This window comes from Cupriavidus gilardii, assembly GCF_008801915.1.
GTDB classification, from domain to species: Bacteria; Pseudomonadota; Gammaproteobacteria; order Burkholderiales; family Burkholderiaceae; genus Cupriavidus; species Cupriavidus gilardii.
This window is the reverse complement of sequence record NZ_VZOV01000010.1, coordinates 17,968-34,616: the sequence shown is the minus strand read 5'-3', so window position 1 is coordinate 34,616 and position 16,649 is coordinate 17,968. Positions and strand designations below refer to the sequence as shown.

Sequence of the window (16,649 nt, the reverse complement as noted above, 5' to 3'; positions counted from 1 at the left end):
CATGACACCGACACGGCCAAGACATATTCTTCGTGCCTCGCGCGGCCGGCGCTGAGCGGAACGCCGCCGGTCCGTGTTTCCAGACTGCTATGACGATGAACAATACTCCCCGCCTGCTCGCCGCCGTCGATATGGGCTCCAACAGCTTCCGGCTGATGATCGGCCGCGTCGACGAGACGCAGACCGCGACCGGTCCGGTCAGCCAGATCTTCCAGGTCGATGCGCTGCGCGAACCGGTTCGCCTGGCCGCGGGCCTGACCGCCGACAAGTACCTGGACCAGCCGGCGCGGCGCCGCGGCGTCGATGCGCTGCGGCGCTTCGGCGACCGCCTGCGCGAATTCTCGCCGGATCAGGTGCGCGCCGTCGCCACCAATACGCTGCGCGTGGCCAAGAACGCGTCGGAATTCCTGATCGAGGCCGAGAACGCGCTGGGCTTTCCGATCGAAGTGATTGCCGGCCGCGAGGAAGCCCGGCTGATCTACCTGGGCGCGTCGCACGATGCGCCGGCCTGCGCCGGCAATCGGCTGGTCGTCGATATCGGCGGCGGCTCGACGGAATTCATCATCGGCCATGGCTACACCGCCAAGCTGATGGAGTCGCTGTACATCGGCTGCGTATCGCACAGCCGGCAGTTCTTTCCCAGCGGCAATGTCGACGAGTACGCGATGAAGCAGGCGGAGCTGGCCGCGCGCCGCGAGATCCAGGTGCTGGTGCGCCAGTACCGCAGTGCGGGCTGGCAGCAGGCGGTGGGCTCGTCGGGTACGGCGCGCGCGCTGGCCGAGTTGATCGAACTGAACGGCATGAATGACAACGCGCAGGAGCATGGCATCACGCGCGAAGGGCTGGAGCGGCTCAAGCGCGCGCTGATCAAGGCGGAGAACACCAATCGCGTGCGGCTGATCGGGCTGAAGCCCGACCGGATTCCGGTCTTGCCCGGCGGGCTGTCGATCATGCTGGGCGTGTTTGCGGAGCTCGACATCGACCGCATGGACGTGACAGATGGCGCGCTGCGGCTTGGCGTGCTGTATGACCTGCTCGGCCGCAGTCATCACGAGGACATGCGCACCGTCACGGTCGATCAGTTCATGCGCCGCTACGGCGTCGACCGCGCGCAGGCCGCGCGCGTGCGCCAGGCCGCGCAACGATTGCTGGCGCAATTTCCCGATCCCGTCAATGAGCGGCGCGATGACAATCTGGCGCTGCTGGGCTGGGCTGCGAGCCTGCACGAGATCGGCATGTCGATCGCGCACAGCAGCTACCACAAGCATTCGGCCTATATCGCCACGCATGCGGACATGCCGGGCTTTTCGAAGACCGATCAGGCTCGGCTCGCGACGCTGCTGCTCGGCCATGCCGGCAAGCTCGGCAAGCTGTCGGGACGCGGACGCTTTCTCGACTGGCGCATGCTGTTCAGCCTGCGCCTGGCCTTCGTGCTGTGCCGGCGGCGCGCCGACGTCGAACTGCCGGAGATCAAGGTCAGCCAGCGCGCCGATGCGCTGGAAGAGGGCTTCGAGGTGCGGCTGCCCAAGGCGTGGGTCGAGGCCAATCCGCTGGTCGAATACAGCCTCGGCAAGGAAGCCGACGAATGGGAGCGGATCGGCATCCGCTACAAGGTGGTGTACGTCTGAATCCGTGGCAGTCGCCGTCAGAAGGCACCCGGAAACAGCGCGGGTGTTCTCCCTCTCCCGCTCGCGGGAGAGGGCCGGGGTGAGGGCAGCGCGCCAGCGCGGCGCGCCTTACCTGATCCCGTCAGCGCTGCAGCCCGAGGAAATGCCGCGCATAACGCGGGTTCATGTCATTGACGCGCAGCAGCGTGAGGAAGTCCGCCACATTGAAGTCCGGATCCCAGGCCGGCATGCCGCAGATGCGCGCGCCCAGGCGCAGATAGCCCTTGATCAGCGCGGGCGGCTCGACTTCGAGATCCTGGTTCAGCTCGTGGACCGGCAGCGGCAGCCGCGGAAACGCGTGGTATTCGATCGGTGCCAGATAGTTGCGCGCGAACACGCGGCTCAGGCTGGCCGCGATATGGCCGCCGTCGTTGATTGGCACGCTCGCGCAGCCCAGCATCGACTCGATACCCCAGCGCTGCAGGTACTCGCCCAGGCCGCCCCACAGCGCCATGATGACGCTGCCGGTGCGGTAGTCGCGATGCACGCACGAACGCCCCAGCTCGACCATCTTCGGCTTCAGGTGCGCCAGCCGAACCAGGTCGAATTCCGATTCGGCGTAGAGGCAGCCGATGCGCTTGGCCTGGTGCGGCGGCAGCACGCGGTAGGTGCCGACGACCTTCAGCGTGGCCAGGTCGCGCACGATCAGGTGGTCGCAGTAGGCGTCGAACATGTCGATGTCGAGTTCGGGCGACGTGGTCGACAGGCGCGCGCCCATCTCCTCCGCGAACACCTTGTAGCGCAGCCGCTGCGCCTCGACTACTTCGTCCTGGTGGCGCGCCCACGCCACGCTGAGAGCAGGCGCTGCATCTTGCTGCGCAACGGATTGGCGATGAAGACGCCTCCGGCCCGGATGGCCCGCCAGGCCATTGGGCAAGGAATCGAAGAGCGGCTGGGTAGGCGTCGGGAGGTCTCGCATCAGATGTCCTTTCGATGACAACATGGCTGCGAAACAATGTAGAGGGGGCGGGTGACAGCCCCGTGAAGCGGCGATGACGGTTGCGTGACCGTGCCGCCGTGGCGACATCGAGAGGTGGCGGAGGTCAGCGTGCCACGTACCCGATCCGGACCGCGATCACAGAAATTCCGGGTTGATGACCGCACGCAGCACGACCTGATCCTCGTGCTCGCGCGTGCGCGCCGTCAGCCACCAGATGCCGCTCTTGCGGATGCTCCAGCCGATCTCCGTACCCGCCAGCAGCAGGGCCGCCAGCCGGCCGATCCAGGGCTGATGGCCGACCACGACGGTGGTGCCGGTCGCATGCGGCCAGTCGATCGCGGCCAGCACGTCGGTGACGTCGCTGTCGGGCGCCAGCGCCGGCACCACCAGCGCGTCGGAGCGCAGCGCCGCGGCGGTCTCGCGGCTGCGTTGCGCCGGGCTGCACAACAGCCGCGCATCGGGCGGCAGGTGGGCGCGCAGCCAGGCGGCGGAGGCTTCGGCCTGCTTGCGGCCGCGGCGGGTCAGGGCACGTTGCAGGTCCGCGGCGCGGCCCATGCCGGCAACATCGGGGAGCGCTTCCGCTTCGGCGTGGCGCCACAGGATCAGGTTCATTGCTGGGGATCGGCACGGCGCGAATGCCGTGCGGCGGTCGTTGGGTTGACACTCCGGAGACCGGTACCCGGCTCCGTCTGGATCGATTCGACTGGCGTGCCGCGGCTCGGTTCGGGGGGGTATTCGCCGCGGCCTTCGGTCGGTGCTGTCGGCCTGGACGTCCGCGGCATAGCGAGCCGATGCCGCGGCCAGTATGGCGCAGCGGCGTGGTCCGGGCAATGCGCCGTCATGCCGGTGGCAGGCCCATGGCGGCGCGCGACGCGGGAGTATCGGGTGCGTCGATGACAGTGAGATGACGGTCGTGCGGCGGTCACGATCGGCGCTGCCGGCGAGCGGGCAGCGTCGGACCGGGCACGGCCTATTCAGGGTTCAGCGCGGGGTTCGGCGGGAGTCAGCGGTGTGCAGCGGGGTGCAGCGGGTGCGGCGGGTGCGGCGGGTGCGGCGGGGCGTGGTGGGGCTGCCGTTCTCGTCGGCCGGCATCGCGTCGCGGGCGCCCTCCGCCAAATGGAGGAAACGTGGTCGACGCGGGAAAATGCGCTGCAAGCCGCTACGAGACAACGCGAGGGCGAACGCGACCGGCGCGGTCATTCCAGGCGAGTGACCGCGTGCGAGCTGCAATGGAGTGGGAGGCACAGCGCCGCCGGGCGACGCACAGAATCGCGTCGTCGCCGCGACGCCGAGCAGGAGCGAAACCGTTGGACCGGGCGGTCCGGTATCAGCTCTTGTGACGGAAGTTGATGCGACCCTTGGTCAGGTCGTAGGGCGACATTTCCAGCGTCACGCGGTCGCCGGCCAGAATACGGATCCGGTGCTTCTGCATCTTGCCCGATGCGTAGGCCCAGATTTCCACGCCGTTTTCCAGCAGCACGCGATAGCGGTTGTCGGGCAGCGCTTCCGAAACGACGCCGCCGAATTCAATGAGTTCTTCCTTAGCCAAGCTTCCTTCCTTTGTGGCTCCATGATGGGCAGCCGGACGGCCGCCTTTGCGGATGCGCGATTATAGCATGAACGCACCTGCAGCATTTTGGGTTCCCGGCAGGGGCCTTTAGTTCCCGCGTGCACCGATAAAGTGGCGCGAACGCCCTTTCAAGGTGCGAACGCTGCTGGACGTCCAAGGCACCGATCCCGTTTGACCGCTGCGGTGCCGGCGGATACAATGCGCGGCTTCGGGGCGTAGCGCAGCCTGGTAGCGCATCTGATTTGGGATCAGAGGGTCGCATGTTCGAATCATGTCGCCCCGACCAGAACGACAAGGGTTAGCAGGCTGAGGCCGGCTAACCCTTTTTCTCTTCCGACCGCCCTTAGCTCAGTTGGATAGAGCACTCGCCTTCTAAGCGAGCGGTCGCACGTTCGAATCGTGCAGGGCGGGCCATACTTCTTGCAGTGTCCATCAAGACACTTCCCGCGCGCGTGCCGTTCCAAGCGCGCAATTCAATCCGACTTTTATCGCCGTCGCCCGGTGGCGAATTCCGCTCCTTCTTTCGTTTTTGAGCTTGCACGCTGGCAAAGCGCATGCTTGCGTCTTAAACTAGCTAATAGTTAGCTAATTGATGTCGGCGCCGGTACTCGGTCGCGGCGCCGACTTTCCGCCTTCGCCAGTACAAGGAGAGCACGATGCTGATTGTCAACATGCACGACGCGAAAAGCCGCTTGTCCCAGTTGGTGGAGGCCGTCGAAAGCGGTTCGCAGGCCGAAGTGATCATTGCCCGCAACGGCCAGCCGGCTGCCCGCATCGTGCCGATCGAACCGCTGGACATTTCGAAACGGATCGGAGGGGGCGTCGCTTTCCTCGGTGCGTTTGCCGCGATGAGTCAGGAGGAGTTCGACGAAAGCAATGAAGAAATCGCCCGCCTGTTTACGGAGGGCGAATGATTCTTCTGCTCGACACTCAGGTAGCTATCTGGGCCGCACAGGATAGTCCCCGCTTGTCTGGTCCAGCGCGGGCACTACTGATCGACCCCGGCAACGAAGTCGTGGTGAGCGCGGTCAGCCTGTGGGAGATCGCCATCAAATTTGCCAGCGGCAAGCTGCCGTTCAGTCCGGCGATGGCGATGGCAGCCTTCCGGGCGAGCGGCTATCGCAGTCTTGCGATGACCGAAGCGCATGCGGGGATGGTGGCGAACCTGCCCGAAGTGGACGACCACAAGGATCCGTTCGATCGGATGCTGGTGGCGCAGGCGCTTGCCGAGTCGATGCGGCTCGTGACGGCCGACACCAAGCTGGCGCGCTATCCGGTCGGGTGCATTGAACCGGTGTAGCGGGCGCGGCCGGGAAAGGGTGGGGACGTAAGAAGGAGCGGCGGCCGCCGGGAACAACTCGCGGCCGCCGGGCGGACGGACGCTTATTCGCCTTCCGGCAGGCTGGCGCCGACGATGTTGAAGCCGGCGTCCACGTACGTGATCTCGCCGGTCACGCCGCTGGACAGGTCCGACAGCAGGAAGGCCGCGACGTTGCCGACTTCCTCGATGGTGACGTTGCGGCGCAGCGGGGCGGCTTCCTCGAAGTGGCCGAGCAGCTTGCCGAAGCCCTTGATGCCGGATGCGGCCAGCGTCTTGATCGGACCGGCCGAGATGCCGTTGGCGCGGATGCCGCGCGGGCCGACCGAGGCGGCCAGGTAGCGCACGCTGGCTTCCAGCGACGCCTTGGCCAGGCCCATCGTGTTGTAGTTGGGCACGACGCGCTCGCTGCCCAGATAGGTCAGCGTCAGCAGCGAGGCCTTGTCCGACAGCAGCGGCAGCGCGGCCTTCGCGAGCGCCGGGAAGCTGTAGGCCGAGATGTCGTGCGCCACGCGGAACGCTTCGCGCGACAGGCCGTCGAGGAAGTCGCCGGCGATCGCTTCGCGCGGGGCAAAGCCGATCGAATGGACCAGCCCGTCGAGCTTGTCCCAGCGCTGGCCGAGCGCGGCGAAGGTGGCGGCGATCTGCTCGTCGCTCGACACATCGCATTCGAATACCAGATCGCTGCCGAATTCCTTGGCAAAGTCCTGGATACGGTCCTTGAAGCGCTCGCCGACATAGGTGAAGGCCAGTTCCGCGCCTTCGCGCTTGCAGGCCGACGCGATGCCGTAGGCGATCGAGCGGTTCGACAGCAAGCCGGTGATCAGGATCCGCTTACCTGCCAGAAATCCCATAAGTTCTCCATGGTGGTCTTGTGATGCGCGTTCGCGGTGTGCCGGGGCAGGGCACGCTGGCGGGCACGGTTTCTGCTGAGTCCCGCCGGGCTGCAAGGGCCGGGTGGGATTCCGCTTGTTCCACTGGATCCCCGCCGCCCGTACCGGATTGCCGATGGCGAGCGGGCAGCCCCGCTGCGGCCGCGGCCACGCCGCGTACTGGAATGTCCGGATGGCTGGAACGCCGCCGAACGAAGGTAAAATTGTCGCACAACTTGGCCCGGACACCGACCGCGGCCGTACTGCCAAGCGAAGTTCAGGGGGAGGGCATCGACCGGATGCAAAGGCAAGCAGCAGGGCCGTTTTCGGCATGGCATCGTATCCGGGCGCGGACTCGCACCGGCCTGGTCCAGATGCTGGCACGGTCCGCCGCAGCCGCCCTGATGGCCGCGCTGTTGCCGACAATGCCGGCCACGGCCTGGGCCGCGCACGGCTTCGCGCTGCACGGCGACCTGAAGTACCCGGCGGACTTCCATCACTTCGACTACGTCAATCCCGACGCCCCCCGCGGCGGCACGCTGACGCTGGCCAATCCGGACCGGCGCACCAGCTTCGACAAGTTCAATCCGTTCACGCTGAAGGGCGTCGCCGCGCCGGGCCTGACTTCGCTGATGTTCGAGTCGCTGCTGATCGGCAGCGCCGACGAGACCGCCAGCGCCTACGGCCTGCTGGCCGAGGACGTCACGGTGGCGCCCGACGAGCTGTCGGTGACCTTCCGCATCCGCCCGCAGGCCCGCTTTCACAACGGCGACCCGGTGCTGGCCAGCGACGTCAAGTATTCCTACGACATGCTGATGAGCAAGGCCTCAAGCCCGGGCTATCGCAGCATGTGCGCCGACGTCAAATCGCTGACCGTGATCGACGACCGCACGGTGCGCTACGACTTCAAGCAGCGCAACGGCGAGCTGCCGCTGATCGTCGGCTCGCTGCCGGTGTTCTCGCGCAAATGGACGGCCAAGGTACCGTTCGAGAAGCTGACCTTCGAGGCGCCGATGACCAGCGGCCCCTATCTGATCGAGCGCTACGATGCCGGCCGCGGCATCATCTACAAGCGCAATCCGGACTACTGGGGCAAGGACCTGCCGGTGCGGCGCGGCACCTTCAATTTCGATCGCGTGGTCTACCGGCTGTACAAGGACGAGACCGCGCGGCTCGAGGCCTTCAAGGCCGGCGAGTTCGACGCCATCGTCGAGTACCGCTCCAAGAGCTGGGCCAAGAGCTATGTCGGCAAGCGCTTCGCCAACGGCGAGCTGATGAAGACCGAATTCCCGCACCGCAATGGCGCGGGCATGCAGGGCTTCGTGATGAATCTGCGCAAGCCGCTGTTCCAGGACGTGCGCGTGCGCCAGGCGCTGATCCTCGCGCTGGATTTCGAATGGCTGAACCGGCAGCTGTTCTACGGCGCCTACAAGCGCCTGGACAGCTGGTTCTCCAACAGCGAGCTGGCCGCCAGCTCGACCTTCGACGGCCGCCCCGGCCCCGGCGAGCTGGCACTGCTCGAGCCGCTGCGCAACGAACTGCCGCCCGAGGTCTTCGGTCCGATCGTCACGCAGCCGACCACCGAACCGCCGCGCTCGCTGCGCGACAACCTGCGCGAGGCGCGCCGGCTGCTGGCGCAGGCGGGCTGGACCTACAGCGACGGCGCGCTGCGCAACGCGAAGGGCGAGCCCTTCGTGTTCGAGTTCCTCGACGACGGCGGCGCGATGAGCCGCGTGATCACGACCTATGTGCGCAATCTGGAGAAGCTCGGCATCCAGGTCCATCAGCGCACCACCGACTTCGCGCTGTACCAGAAGCGGCTGGAGGACTTCGATTTCGACGTGGTGTCGATCCGCTTCCCCGATTCGCAGAGCCCGGGCAACGAGCTGCGCGATCGCTTCACCAGCGAGGCGGCGTCGATGCCGGGCTCGGACAACCTGTTCGGGCTTAAGTCGCCGGCGGTCGACAAGCTGGTCGACCAGGTGCTGCGCGCGCATACCCGCAAGGACCTGATCAACGCGTCGCGCGCGCTGGACCGCGTGCTGATGCACGGCTATTACGTGGTGCCGAACTGGTACAGCGCCTCGCACCGCGTGGCCTACCGGCGCGAGCTGGTCTATCCGCAGCGGCTGCCGTACTACTACACGGCCGAGGGCTGGGTGCTCAGCAGCTGGTGGCGCAGCGATGTGCCCGCCGCCGCGCAGGCCAAGACGGCCCCGGCCAGGGCGGTGCGCTGAGCGCGGCGACGGCTGCGACAGGCGCCAAAGGAAAACAGGAAACGGCATGCTGGCCTATCTGCTCAAACGCGTTCTGCTGATGATCCCGACGCTGATCGGCGTGATCACGCTGACCTTCGTCGTGATCCAGTTCGTGCCCGGCGGCCCGGTCGAGCAGATGATGATGGAGCTCAAGGGCCGCGGCGGCGGCGGCGAGGCCAGCGGTGGCGGCGCCGAATACCGGGGCCGGCGCGGCGTCGACGCGGAGAAGATCAAGGAGATCCAGGCGCTGTACGGCTTCGACAAGCCGCCGCTGGAGCGCTACTGGATGATGCTCAAGCGCTTCGCGCAGTTCGACCTGGGCCAGAGCTACTTCCAGCACCGCAGCGTCTGGGAGCTGGTCAAGTCCAAGCTGCCGGTATCGGTCAGCCTGGGCCTGTGGACCTTTTTCCTGACCTATCTGATATCGGTGCCGCTCGGCATCGCCAAGGCGATCCGGGCGGGCAGCCGCTTCGACGTGGTGACCAGCATGATCGTGCTGGTCGGCTACGCGATCCCCGGCTTCGTGCTCGGCGTGCTGCTGCTGGTGCTGTTCGGCGGCGGCACCTTCGTGCAGTGGTTCCCGTTGCGCGGCCTGACCTCGGACAACTGGGAGCAGCTGTCGCTGATGGGCAAGGTGATGGACTATCTGTGGCACCTGGTGCTGCCGATCACCGCGTCGGTGGTCGGCAGCTTCGCCGTGGTGACGATGCTGACCAAGAACGCCTTCCTGGAGGAGGTGCGCAAGCAGTATGTGCTGACCGCAAGGTCCAAGGGCCTGTCGGAGCGGCGCGTGCTGTGGAAGCATATTTTCCGCAATGCGCTGATCCCGCTGGTCACGGGCTTCCCGGCGGCCTTCATCGGCGCCTTCTTCACCGGCTCGCTGCTGATCGAGACGCTGTTCTCGCTCGACGGGCTCGGCCTGTTGTCCTACGAGGCGGTGCTGCGCCGCGACTATCCGGTCGTGCTCGGCACGCTGTACCTGTTTACGCTGATCGGCCTGGTGACCCGGCTGATCTCCGATGTCTGCTACGTGCTGGTCGACCCCCGCATCCATTTCGAGGCCATGCCGCGATGACCCCGCGTTGGCAATCCCCCTTCCGCTCGACGCCGCGGCCGCCGCGCCTGGACCGGCTGCCGTCGTCGCTGTCGCCGCGCCAGCGCGCCTGGCAGCGCTTTCGCCGCAACCGGCTCGGCTACTGGAGCCTGATCGCCTTTGTCGTGCTGTTCGTGCTCAGCATGTTCGCCGAGGTGCTGTCGAGCGACCGGCCGCTGGTGGTCAAGTACCGCGGCGAGTGGTATTTCCCGATCGTGCAGACCTATGCCGAAACGACCTTCGACGGTGACTTCCCGACGCCGACCGACTATCTCGATCCCTTCATCCGTCAGCGCATCACCAGCAACGGCAACTGGGCCATCTATCCGCCCAACCGCTATTCGTACGACACGCTGAACTACTTCGCCAAGGAGCCCAATCCCGCGCCGCCGTCGGCCGAGAACTGGCTCGGCACCGATGACCGCGGCCGCGATGTGCTGGCGCGGCTGATCTACGGCTTCCGGGTGTCGGTGCTGTTCGGCCTGGCGCTGACCGTGATCGGTGTGGTGATCGGCACGATCACCGGCGCGCTGATGGGCTTTTTCGGCGGGCGCTTCGACCTGATCTCGCAGCGCGCGATCGAGATCTGGAGCTCGATGCCCGAGCTCTATCTGCTGATCATCTTCGCGTCGATCTTCGAGCCCAGCCTGGCGCTGCTGATCATCCTGCTGTCGCTGTTCGGCTGGATGGGCTTGTCGGACTACGTGCGCGCCGAGTTCTACCGCAACCGCTCGCTCGACTACGTCAAGGCGGCGCGCGCGCTGGGCCTGTCCAATGTGCAGATCATGTGGCGCCATATCCTGCCCAACAGCCTGACCCCGGTGATCACCTTCCTGCCGTTCCGCATGAGCGCCGCGATCCTGGCGCTGACCAGCCTGGACTTCCTCGGCCTCGGCGTGCCGCCGACCACGCCCAGCCTGGGCGAGCTGCTGGCGCAGGGCAAGGCCAATCTGGACGCGTGGTGGATCTCGCTGTCGACCTTCGGCGTGCTGGTCGTCACGCTGCTGCTGCTGACCTTCATGGGCGATGCACTGCGCGATGCCTTCGACACGCGGCTGGGCCTGGCCGCGCTGCGCGGCCGGGTCGAACCGAAGCTGCCCGACGCGTCGGCCGGATCGGCCGGCGGACCGGCGGCGGATGCCGCAGCGGCGGGGCAGTCCGCCGCGGGGGCGCGGCCATGAACGACCTTCCCATCCGGATGCCCGCGCAGCCCATGGCCACGCCGCCCGACGCCGCCGACCCGGCACTGATCCGTGTCGACCGCCTGTCGGTGACCTTCGGCGACGGCCCGGAGGCGACACGCGCCGTGCGGGATGTCAGTTTCTCGCTGCGCCCCGGGGAACGGTTCGCGCTGGTCGGCGAGTCGGGCTCCGGCAAGACCGTGACCGCGCTGTCGATGCTGCGTCTGGTCGAGGACGCGCGCTACCAGGGCGCGATCCATTTCGACGGGCGCGACCTGCTGCGCGTGCCCGACCGGGAGATCCGCGCGATCCGCGGCAGCGAGATCGCGATGATCTTCCAGGAACCGATGACCGCGCTGAACCCGCTCTATACGGTCGGCAACCAGATCGTCGAGACGCTGGAGCTGCACGAGGGGCTGGACAAGCGCGCCGCGCGCGCGCGGGCGATCGCGCTGCTCGAGCGCACCGGCATCGAGGAGGCCGCGCACCGCTTCGACAGCTTCCCGCACCAGCTGTCGGGCGGCCAGCGCCAGCGCGCGATGATCGCGATGGCGCTGGCCTGCCGGCCCAGGCTGCTGCTGGCCGACGAGCCCACCACCGCGCTCGACGTCACCATCCGCGTGCAGATCCTCGAGCTGCTGCGCGACCTGCAGGCCGAGTTCGGCATGGCGGTGATGCTGATCACCCACGACCTGAACATGGTGCGCGCGTTCGCGCAGCGCATCGGCGTGATGGAGCAGGGTGTGCTGGTCGAGATCGGCGAGACCGCCGACGTCTTCGCCAACCCGCGTCATCCGTATACGCAGCGGCTGATCGACAGCCGGCCGCGGCGCGAGGTGGTGCCGGTGCTGCCGCTGGCGCCGACCTTGCTGAGCGCGCGCGGCCTGGACGTCAACTACACGCGCAAGCGCCGCGGCCTGGCCGGCTGGTTCGGCCGCGACGTGGTGCGCGCGGTCAAGGAGGTGGATTTCGACCTGCGCGAGGGCGAGACGCTGGGCATCGTCGGCGAGTCCGGCTCGGGCAAGACCACGCTGGCCCACGCGGTGCTGGCGCTGCAGCGCAAGAGCGGCGGTCAGATCCAGTTCCTCGGGAGCAGCCTGGAACAGGTCAGGCGGGCCGAGCGCGCGTCGTTGCGCGCGCGGCTGCAGGTGGTGTTCCAGGACCCGTTCGGTTCGCTGTCGCCGCGCATGACGATCGAGCAGATCGTCGGCGAGGGCCTGGCGCTGCATCAGCCGGGGCTGTCGCGCGAGGCGATGCGCGAACGCGTGATCGAGGCGCTGCGGGAAGTGGGGCTGGACCGCACGGCGCTGGGGCGCTATCCGCACGAGTTCTCCGGCGGGCAGCGCCAGCGGATCGCCATCGCGCGTGTGCTGATCCTGAAGCCGCAGGTGGTGGTGCTCGACGAACCGACCTCGGCGCTCGACGTGTCGATCCAGCAGCAGGTGCTGGCGCTGCTGTCGCAGCTGCAGCGCAAGTACAACCTCAGCTACCTGTTCATCAGCCACGATCTGGCGGTGATCCGGGCCATGGCGCATCGGGTCATCGTGATGAAGGGCGGGGAGGTGGTCGAGGCGGGAGAGACCGATGCGGTGCTCGGCGCACCGCAGCACGCCTATACCCGCAAGCTGATGCGGGCGGCCCAGCTCGGCATGGAATCGGGTCCCGGGCCGCGGGCGGGAGACGTCGGCGGCTGGCCTGGCTGATGTCCCGGCGGGGGATGTCCGCCCATGGCCGCCCATTGTCCGATCGCGCGGTCAATCACGAGAATTAGCGTGCAAGTCCCCCGCTATTCCTTTGATTACATGGCGATTTCGGCCGATTTTGTAACGAACTTTGACATCACCGGCGTGACCTTATACCATCCCGCGAGAACTTGATGTGTGGGTGGTTTGCACGCCGCACGTCTCCTGGCGGGTGCGTTCGGCCGTACCCCGACACCGTTGTCGGGCGGATTCGGCGTCTGATACCCGCCCTCAGCAGTCTTTCCACATAGTCATCTCCGATCCACACGACGATGGGTTGTCGCGTCGCGTGAGGGATCGTGTGATTTGAATCATCCGAACCGGAACCAACGGGAGAACCCATGCAGCGAACGGTGCTTCATTCCCTGGCGCGTGCCGCCATCGGACTGACCCTGGCATGCGGCGCGGCCTTGTCGAATGGAGCCCTGGCTGACACGGTGTTCAAGGAGCCGGGCGCGGAGCTGAGCGTCGAGGCCCAGCAGCCCGAGCCGAAGAAGGGCCTGCTGTCGTCGATGATGAATTCGACCAGCCATGTCGCCAACAAGGCCGGCGATCTGGTGATGAACGCGCTGGGCCTGATCGGTGTCCGTTATCGCTTCGGCGGCAACACGCCGGAGTCGGGCCTCGATTGCAGCGGCTTCGTCCGCTACGTCTTCAACGACACCTTCGGCTTCATGCTGCCGCGGCGCTCGGTCGAGATCAGCCGCGTCGGCACCAACGTCGCCGCGCACGAACTGCGCCCGGGCGATCTGGTGTTCTTCAACACGATGCGCCATGCGTTCTCGCACGTGGGCATCTATATCGGCGACAACAAGTTCGTGCACGCACCGTCGACCGGCAGCAAGATCCGCGTCGACGACATGCGTTCGGCCTACTGGGTCACGCGCTACAACGGCGCGCGCCGCATCGACGATATGCCGGAGCGCGACAATGGCGCCCCGGGCGGCATCGGAGGCATGGTCGAGACGCTCAAGCGCTTCGACCCGAACGCCAGCGGGCGTACGTTCTACGGCGGCTGAGCGCAACGGCGCCGTCGGCTGCGATCGCCATCAACGAAAAAGGACTGCCTCGGCAGTCCTTTTTCGTTGGTGCGGTGGTGATGCGCCCGTAGCGGTGCGCTCGTCCGCTGCCTACTTCCCGGCAAGCGGCGCGGCCGGCTGCAGGCGCGCCTGCGCCAGCTTCTCGCGCAGCGCGGGCAGGGCGGCCACGGCGGCTTTCTCGCCCGCCAGGATCGCGCGGTTGCGTGCGCCGAAATCGCTGCCGCTCATGTCCGGCAGGTCGGGGCGGATCACCACGTCGGCGCGGGCCAGCGCCAGCCGGTTGATCGATTGGCCCATGATCGCCGTGGTCTGCAGCAGCACGCCGCTCTGGCCGGCATTGTTCTGGCTGGCCGGATCGGCCGAGATGTTGACCGCGATCACGAAGTCGGCGCCCATGCTGCGCGCCGAGTCGACCGGCACCGGCTCGACCAGGCCGCCGTCGACGTAGTCGTGTCCCTGGATCGACACCGGCTGGAACACGCCCGGCACGCTGCTGGACGCGCGTACCGCCTGGCCGGTATTGCCGCGCCGGAACAGGATCGCGCGGCCGGTCTTCAGGTCGGTGGCGACGATGCCCAGCGGGATCTTCATTGCCTCGATCGGCCGGTTGTCCACCAGCCGGTTCACGTAGTTCTGCAGCGCCTCGCCCTTGAGCCAGCCGCCGAAGCGGGTGCCGAACGGCAGCGCCCAGTCGGCGATGGTGGCCTCGTCCATCTTCAGCGCGTGCTGGTTCAGCTCGAAGCCGTCCATGCCGGAGGCGTACAGTGCGGCGACGACTGCGCCGGCGCTGGTGCCGGTGACCAGGTCGGGGCGGATGCCGTGCGCTTCCAGCGTCTTGATCACGCCGATATGGGCGAAGCCGCGCGCGGCGCCGCCGCCCAGCGCGAGGCCGATGCGGACGGGGCGGGGCGCGGGCGTGACGGCGGACGGCGCGGCCGGCGTATCGGGCTTCGGGCCCAGGCTGCAGGCTGCGAGCAGGGACGCCGCGGTGGCGCCCGCCGCCGCGCTCAGGAAGGTACGTCGTTGCATGCGGGAATACGAATGGGAAAGGGCAGGACCCCGGGGCCGGCGTGCCGGCGCGTCACGCTCCGACTGCAGCCGGTGGCGGCAGCGGTTCAGACCGGGCGATAGCATAAATGATTCCGCGCAGCGGCCCGATCATCCGTAGCGGCCGCGGCCGGCATCAGTCAGCGCTGACTGATGCCTTTGCTACAATGACCGGCTTCGAATCGTCGCCCGCGCCCCCTGTTGCGCGGGCTGTTTTTCCGCGAATCTCCGCAGTCTTCCCCGGTTCTTCCCCTCTATGACCACACGCGTCCGCACCCGCTTCGCCCCGAGCCCGACCGGCTTCATCCATCTGGGCAATATCCGCTCCGCGCTGTATCCGTGGGCCTTCGCCCGCCGCATGAAGGGCGATTTCATCCTGCGCATCGAGGACACCGACGTCGAACGCTCGTCGCAGGAAGCGGTCGACGTGATCCTCGAGAGCATGGACTGGCTGGGCCTGGACATCGACGAGGGCCCGTTCTACCAGATGCAGCGGATGGACCGCTATCGCGAGGTGGTCAAGCAGATGCTGGACTCGGGGCTGGCCTACCACTGCTATATGAGCACCGAGGAGCTCGATGCACTGCGCGAGGCGCAGCGCGCGCGGGGCGAAAAACCCCGCTACAACGGCTTCTGGCGTCCCGAGCCGGGCAAGGTCCTGCCGGCGCCGCCGGCCGGCGTCGATCCGGTGGTCCGCTTCAGGAACCCGATCGGCGGCAGCGTGGTGTGGGACGACGCGGTCAAGGGCCGCATCGAGATCTCGAACGACGAGCTGGACGATCTGGTGATCGCGCGGCCGGACGGCACCCCGACCTACAACTTCTGCGTGGTGATCGACGATCTGGACATGAAGATCACCCATGTGATCCGCGGCGACGACCACGTCAACAACACGCCGCGCCAGATCAATATCATCCGCGCGCTGGGCGGCACGCCGCCGGTCTACGCTCACCTGCCGACCGTGCTGAACGAGCATGGCGAGAAGATGAGCAAGCGTCATGGCGCAATGGCGGTGACCGCCTACCGCGACGAAGGCTATCTGCCCGAGGCGGTGCTCAACTATCTGGCACGGCTGGGCTGGGCGCACGGCGACGCCGAGATCTTCTCGCGCGACCAGTTTGTCGAATGGTTCGACCTCGAACATCTGGGCAAGTCGCCGGCGCAGTACAACCCGGAAAAGTTGGCCTGGCTGAACAACCACTACATCAAGGTCGGCGACAACGCGCGCCTGGCCGAGCTGACGCGGCCCTTCATCGAGCAGCTGGGCGGCAAGGTCGAGGGCGCCGACCTGGTCGGCGTGGTGGCGCTGGTCAAGGATCGGGCCAATACGCTGAAGGAGGTCGCGCAGACCGCGCTGCTGTTCTATCGCGGGGAGCCGCAGCCCGATCCGGCGCTGAAGGCCGAACATCTGACCGCCGAGATCGTGCCGGCGGTGCGCGCGCTGGCGCAGCGCCTCGAAGCGCTGACCGAATGGCGGCGCGAGGCGATCTCGGCCGAGTTCAAGGCGGTGCTGGCCGAGTTCGGCCTGAAGATGCCGAAGCTGGCGATGCCGGTGCGGCTGCTGGTGGTCGGGCAGCTGCAGACGCCAAGCATCGATGCGGTACTGGAACTGATCGGCCGCGATACGGTGCTGCGCCGGCTGCAGGCCGGCGTCAGTGCCTGATTCAGCAAAAAAAGTTGCGGCGGGGGCTTGCGCTTTCGTCGTGACTTGCGCATAATCTCTTTCTCCCTGCAGCGCGGTTCAACACCAAGCGGGCATCACGGCAGTACCGCAGCGGTTTGGCGGCGAATATCCGAAGCGATTTCGACGACAACCGAAGCAGTAAAAAAAGTGAAATGGGGGCTTGCAAAAAATCAAGGCTGTTATATAATCTTGGCTTCGCTGGAAACGACAAGATAATCGCTTCGATAAAACGAACGA

At 67.0% G+C, this 16,649-nt stretch carries 14 protein-coding genes and 2 tRNA genes; 11 read left to right on the top strand and 5 right to left on the bottom strand.

All coding sequences use genetic code 11. The features are described from left to right. Positions 1 to 95: 95 nt before the first annotated feature. A complete protein-coding gene (ppx, locus tag F7Q96_RS13805; RefSeq protein WP_053823134.1) occupies positions 96 to 1,628 on the top strand; it encodes an exopolyphosphatase in 1,533 nt (510 codons plus the stop codon). 121 nt (positions 1,629 to 1,749) lie between these two features. Here the strand turns inward: ppx and F7Q96_RS13800 are convergent, their stop codons facing one another. From F7Q96_RS13800 to infA, 3 genes are all read right to left on the bottom strand, one after another. Beyond that, positions 1,750 to 2,586 (bottom strand): GNAT family N-acetyltransferase, encoded by an 837-nt coding sequence (locus tag F7Q96_RS13800; protein WP_082371497.1) that lies wholly within the window; start codon positions 2,584 to 2,586, stop codon positions 1,750 to 1,752. A gap of 156 nt (positions 2,587 to 2,742) precedes the next feature. Beyond that, the gene (locus F7Q96_RS13795; RefSeq protein ID WP_053822089.1) at positions 2,743 to 3,219 is read right to left on the bottom strand and encodes a SixA phosphatase family protein; all 477 of its coding nucleotides are present in this window, start codon (positions 3,217 to 3,219) and stop codon (positions 2,743 to 2,745) included. Between the two features lie 715 nt (positions 3,220 to 3,934). Then, a complete protein-coding gene (infA, locus tag F7Q96_RS13785) occupies positions 3,935 to 4,156 on the bottom strand; it encodes a translation initiation factor IF-1 (RefSeq protein WP_006578938.1) in 222 nt (73 codons plus the stop codon). A 230-nt stretch (positions 4,157 to 4,386) separates the two neighbouring features. Between infA and F7Q96_RS13780 the strand changes: the two genes are divergently transcribed. The 4 genes from F7Q96_RS13780 to F7Q96_RS13765 all read left to right on the top strand — a co-directional run bounded on the left by F7Q96_RS13780 (position 4,387) and on the right by F7Q96_RS13765 (position 5,477). Then, a tRNA-Pro gene (locus F7Q96_RS13780) sits at positions 4,387 to 4,463 on the top strand. 51 nt (positions 4,464 to 4,514) lie between these two features. After that, a tRNA-Arg gene (locus tag F7Q96_RS13775) sits at positions 4,515 to 4,591 on the top strand. 242 nt (positions 4,592 to 4,833) lie between these two features. Beyond that, positions 4,834 to 5,091 carry a type II toxin-antitoxin system Phd/YefM family antitoxin gene (locus tag F7Q96_RS13770; protein WP_053822087.1) on the top strand — a complete coding sequence of 86 codons (258 nt, stop codon included), beginning with the start codon at positions 4,834 to 4,836 and terminating at the stop codon, positions 5,089 to 5,091. Continuing rightward, positions 5,088 to 5,477 carry a type II toxin-antitoxin system VapC family toxin gene (locus F7Q96_RS13765; RefSeq protein WP_053822086.1) on the top strand — a complete coding sequence of 130 codons (390 nt, stop codon included), beginning with the start codon at positions 5,088 to 5,090 and terminating at the stop codon, positions 5,475 to 5,477. Before F7Q96_RS13770 ends, F7Q96_RS13765 begins: the two co-directional genes overlap by 4 nt. An 83-nt stretch (positions 5,478 to 5,560) precedes the next feature. Here the strand turns inward: F7Q96_RS13765 and fabI are convergent, their stop codons facing one another. Beyond that, positions 5,561 to 6,349: an enoyl-ACP reductase FabI gene (gene fabI / locus F7Q96_RS13760; RefSeq protein WP_006578939.1), complete on the bottom strand. Its 789-nt coding sequence runs from the start codon at positions 6,347 to 6,349 to the stop codon at positions 5,561 to 5,563. A 392-nt stretch (positions 6,350 to 6,741) separates the two neighbouring features. Here fabI and F7Q96_RS13755 point away from each other — a divergent pair, with 392 nt between their 5' ends. The 5 genes from F7Q96_RS13755 (at position 6,742) to F7Q96_RS13735 (ending at position 13,660) form a co-directional block, all read left to right on the top strand. After that, on the top strand, positions 6,742 to 8,604 hold the full coding sequence (locus tag F7Q96_RS13755; RefSeq protein ID WP_144425816.1) for an extracellular solute-binding protein: 1,863 nt from the start codon (positions 6,742 to 6,744) through the stop codon (positions 8,602 to 8,604). Between the two features lie 46 nt (positions 8,605 to 8,650). Further along, entirely contained in the window at positions 8,651 to 9,700 is a 1,050-nt protein-coding gene (locus F7Q96_RS13750; RefSeq protein ID WP_053822084.1) for a microcin C ABC transporter permease YejB, read from the top strand. Further along, positions 9,697 to 10,899, top strand: coding sequence for an ABC transporter permease (locus F7Q96_RS13745; RefSeq protein WP_053822083.1), 1,203 nt, complete (start codon positions 9,697 to 9,699; stop codon positions 10,897 to 10,899). Before F7Q96_RS13750 ends, F7Q96_RS13745 begins: the two co-directional genes overlap by 4 nt. A 17-nt stretch (positions 10,900 to 10,916) precedes the next feature. Next, a complete protein-coding gene (locus F7Q96_RS13740; protein WP_170292924.1) occupies positions 10,917 to 12,602 on the top strand; it encodes an ABC transporter ATP-binding protein in 1,686 nt (561 codons plus the stop codon). A gap of 380 nt (positions 12,603 to 12,982) precedes the next feature. Continuing rightward, positions 12,983 to 13,660, top strand: a complete 678-nt coding sequence (locus F7Q96_RS13735) for a C40 family peptidase (protein WP_053822081.1) — start codon at positions 12,983 to 12,985, stop codon at positions 13,658 to 13,660. Between the two features lie 111 nt (positions 13,661 to 13,771). On the opposite strand, the gene F7Q96_RS13730 is transcribed toward F7Q96_RS13735, so the two are convergent. Beyond that, a complete protein-coding gene (locus F7Q96_RS13730) occupies positions 13,772 to 14,710 on the bottom strand; it encodes a patatin-like phospholipase family protein (RefSeq protein ID WP_053822080.1) in 939 nt (312 codons plus the stop codon). A gap of 274 nt (positions 14,711 to 14,984) precedes the next feature. On the opposite strand from F7Q96_RS13730, the gene gltX reads away from it, so the two are divergent. Further along, on the top strand, positions 14,985 to 16,391 hold the full coding sequence (gltX, locus tag F7Q96_RS13725; protein WP_053822079.1) for a glutamate--tRNA ligase: 1,407 nt from the start codon (positions 14,985 to 14,987) through the stop codon (positions 16,389 to 16,391). Positions 16,392 to 16,649: the final 258 nt, after the last annotated feature.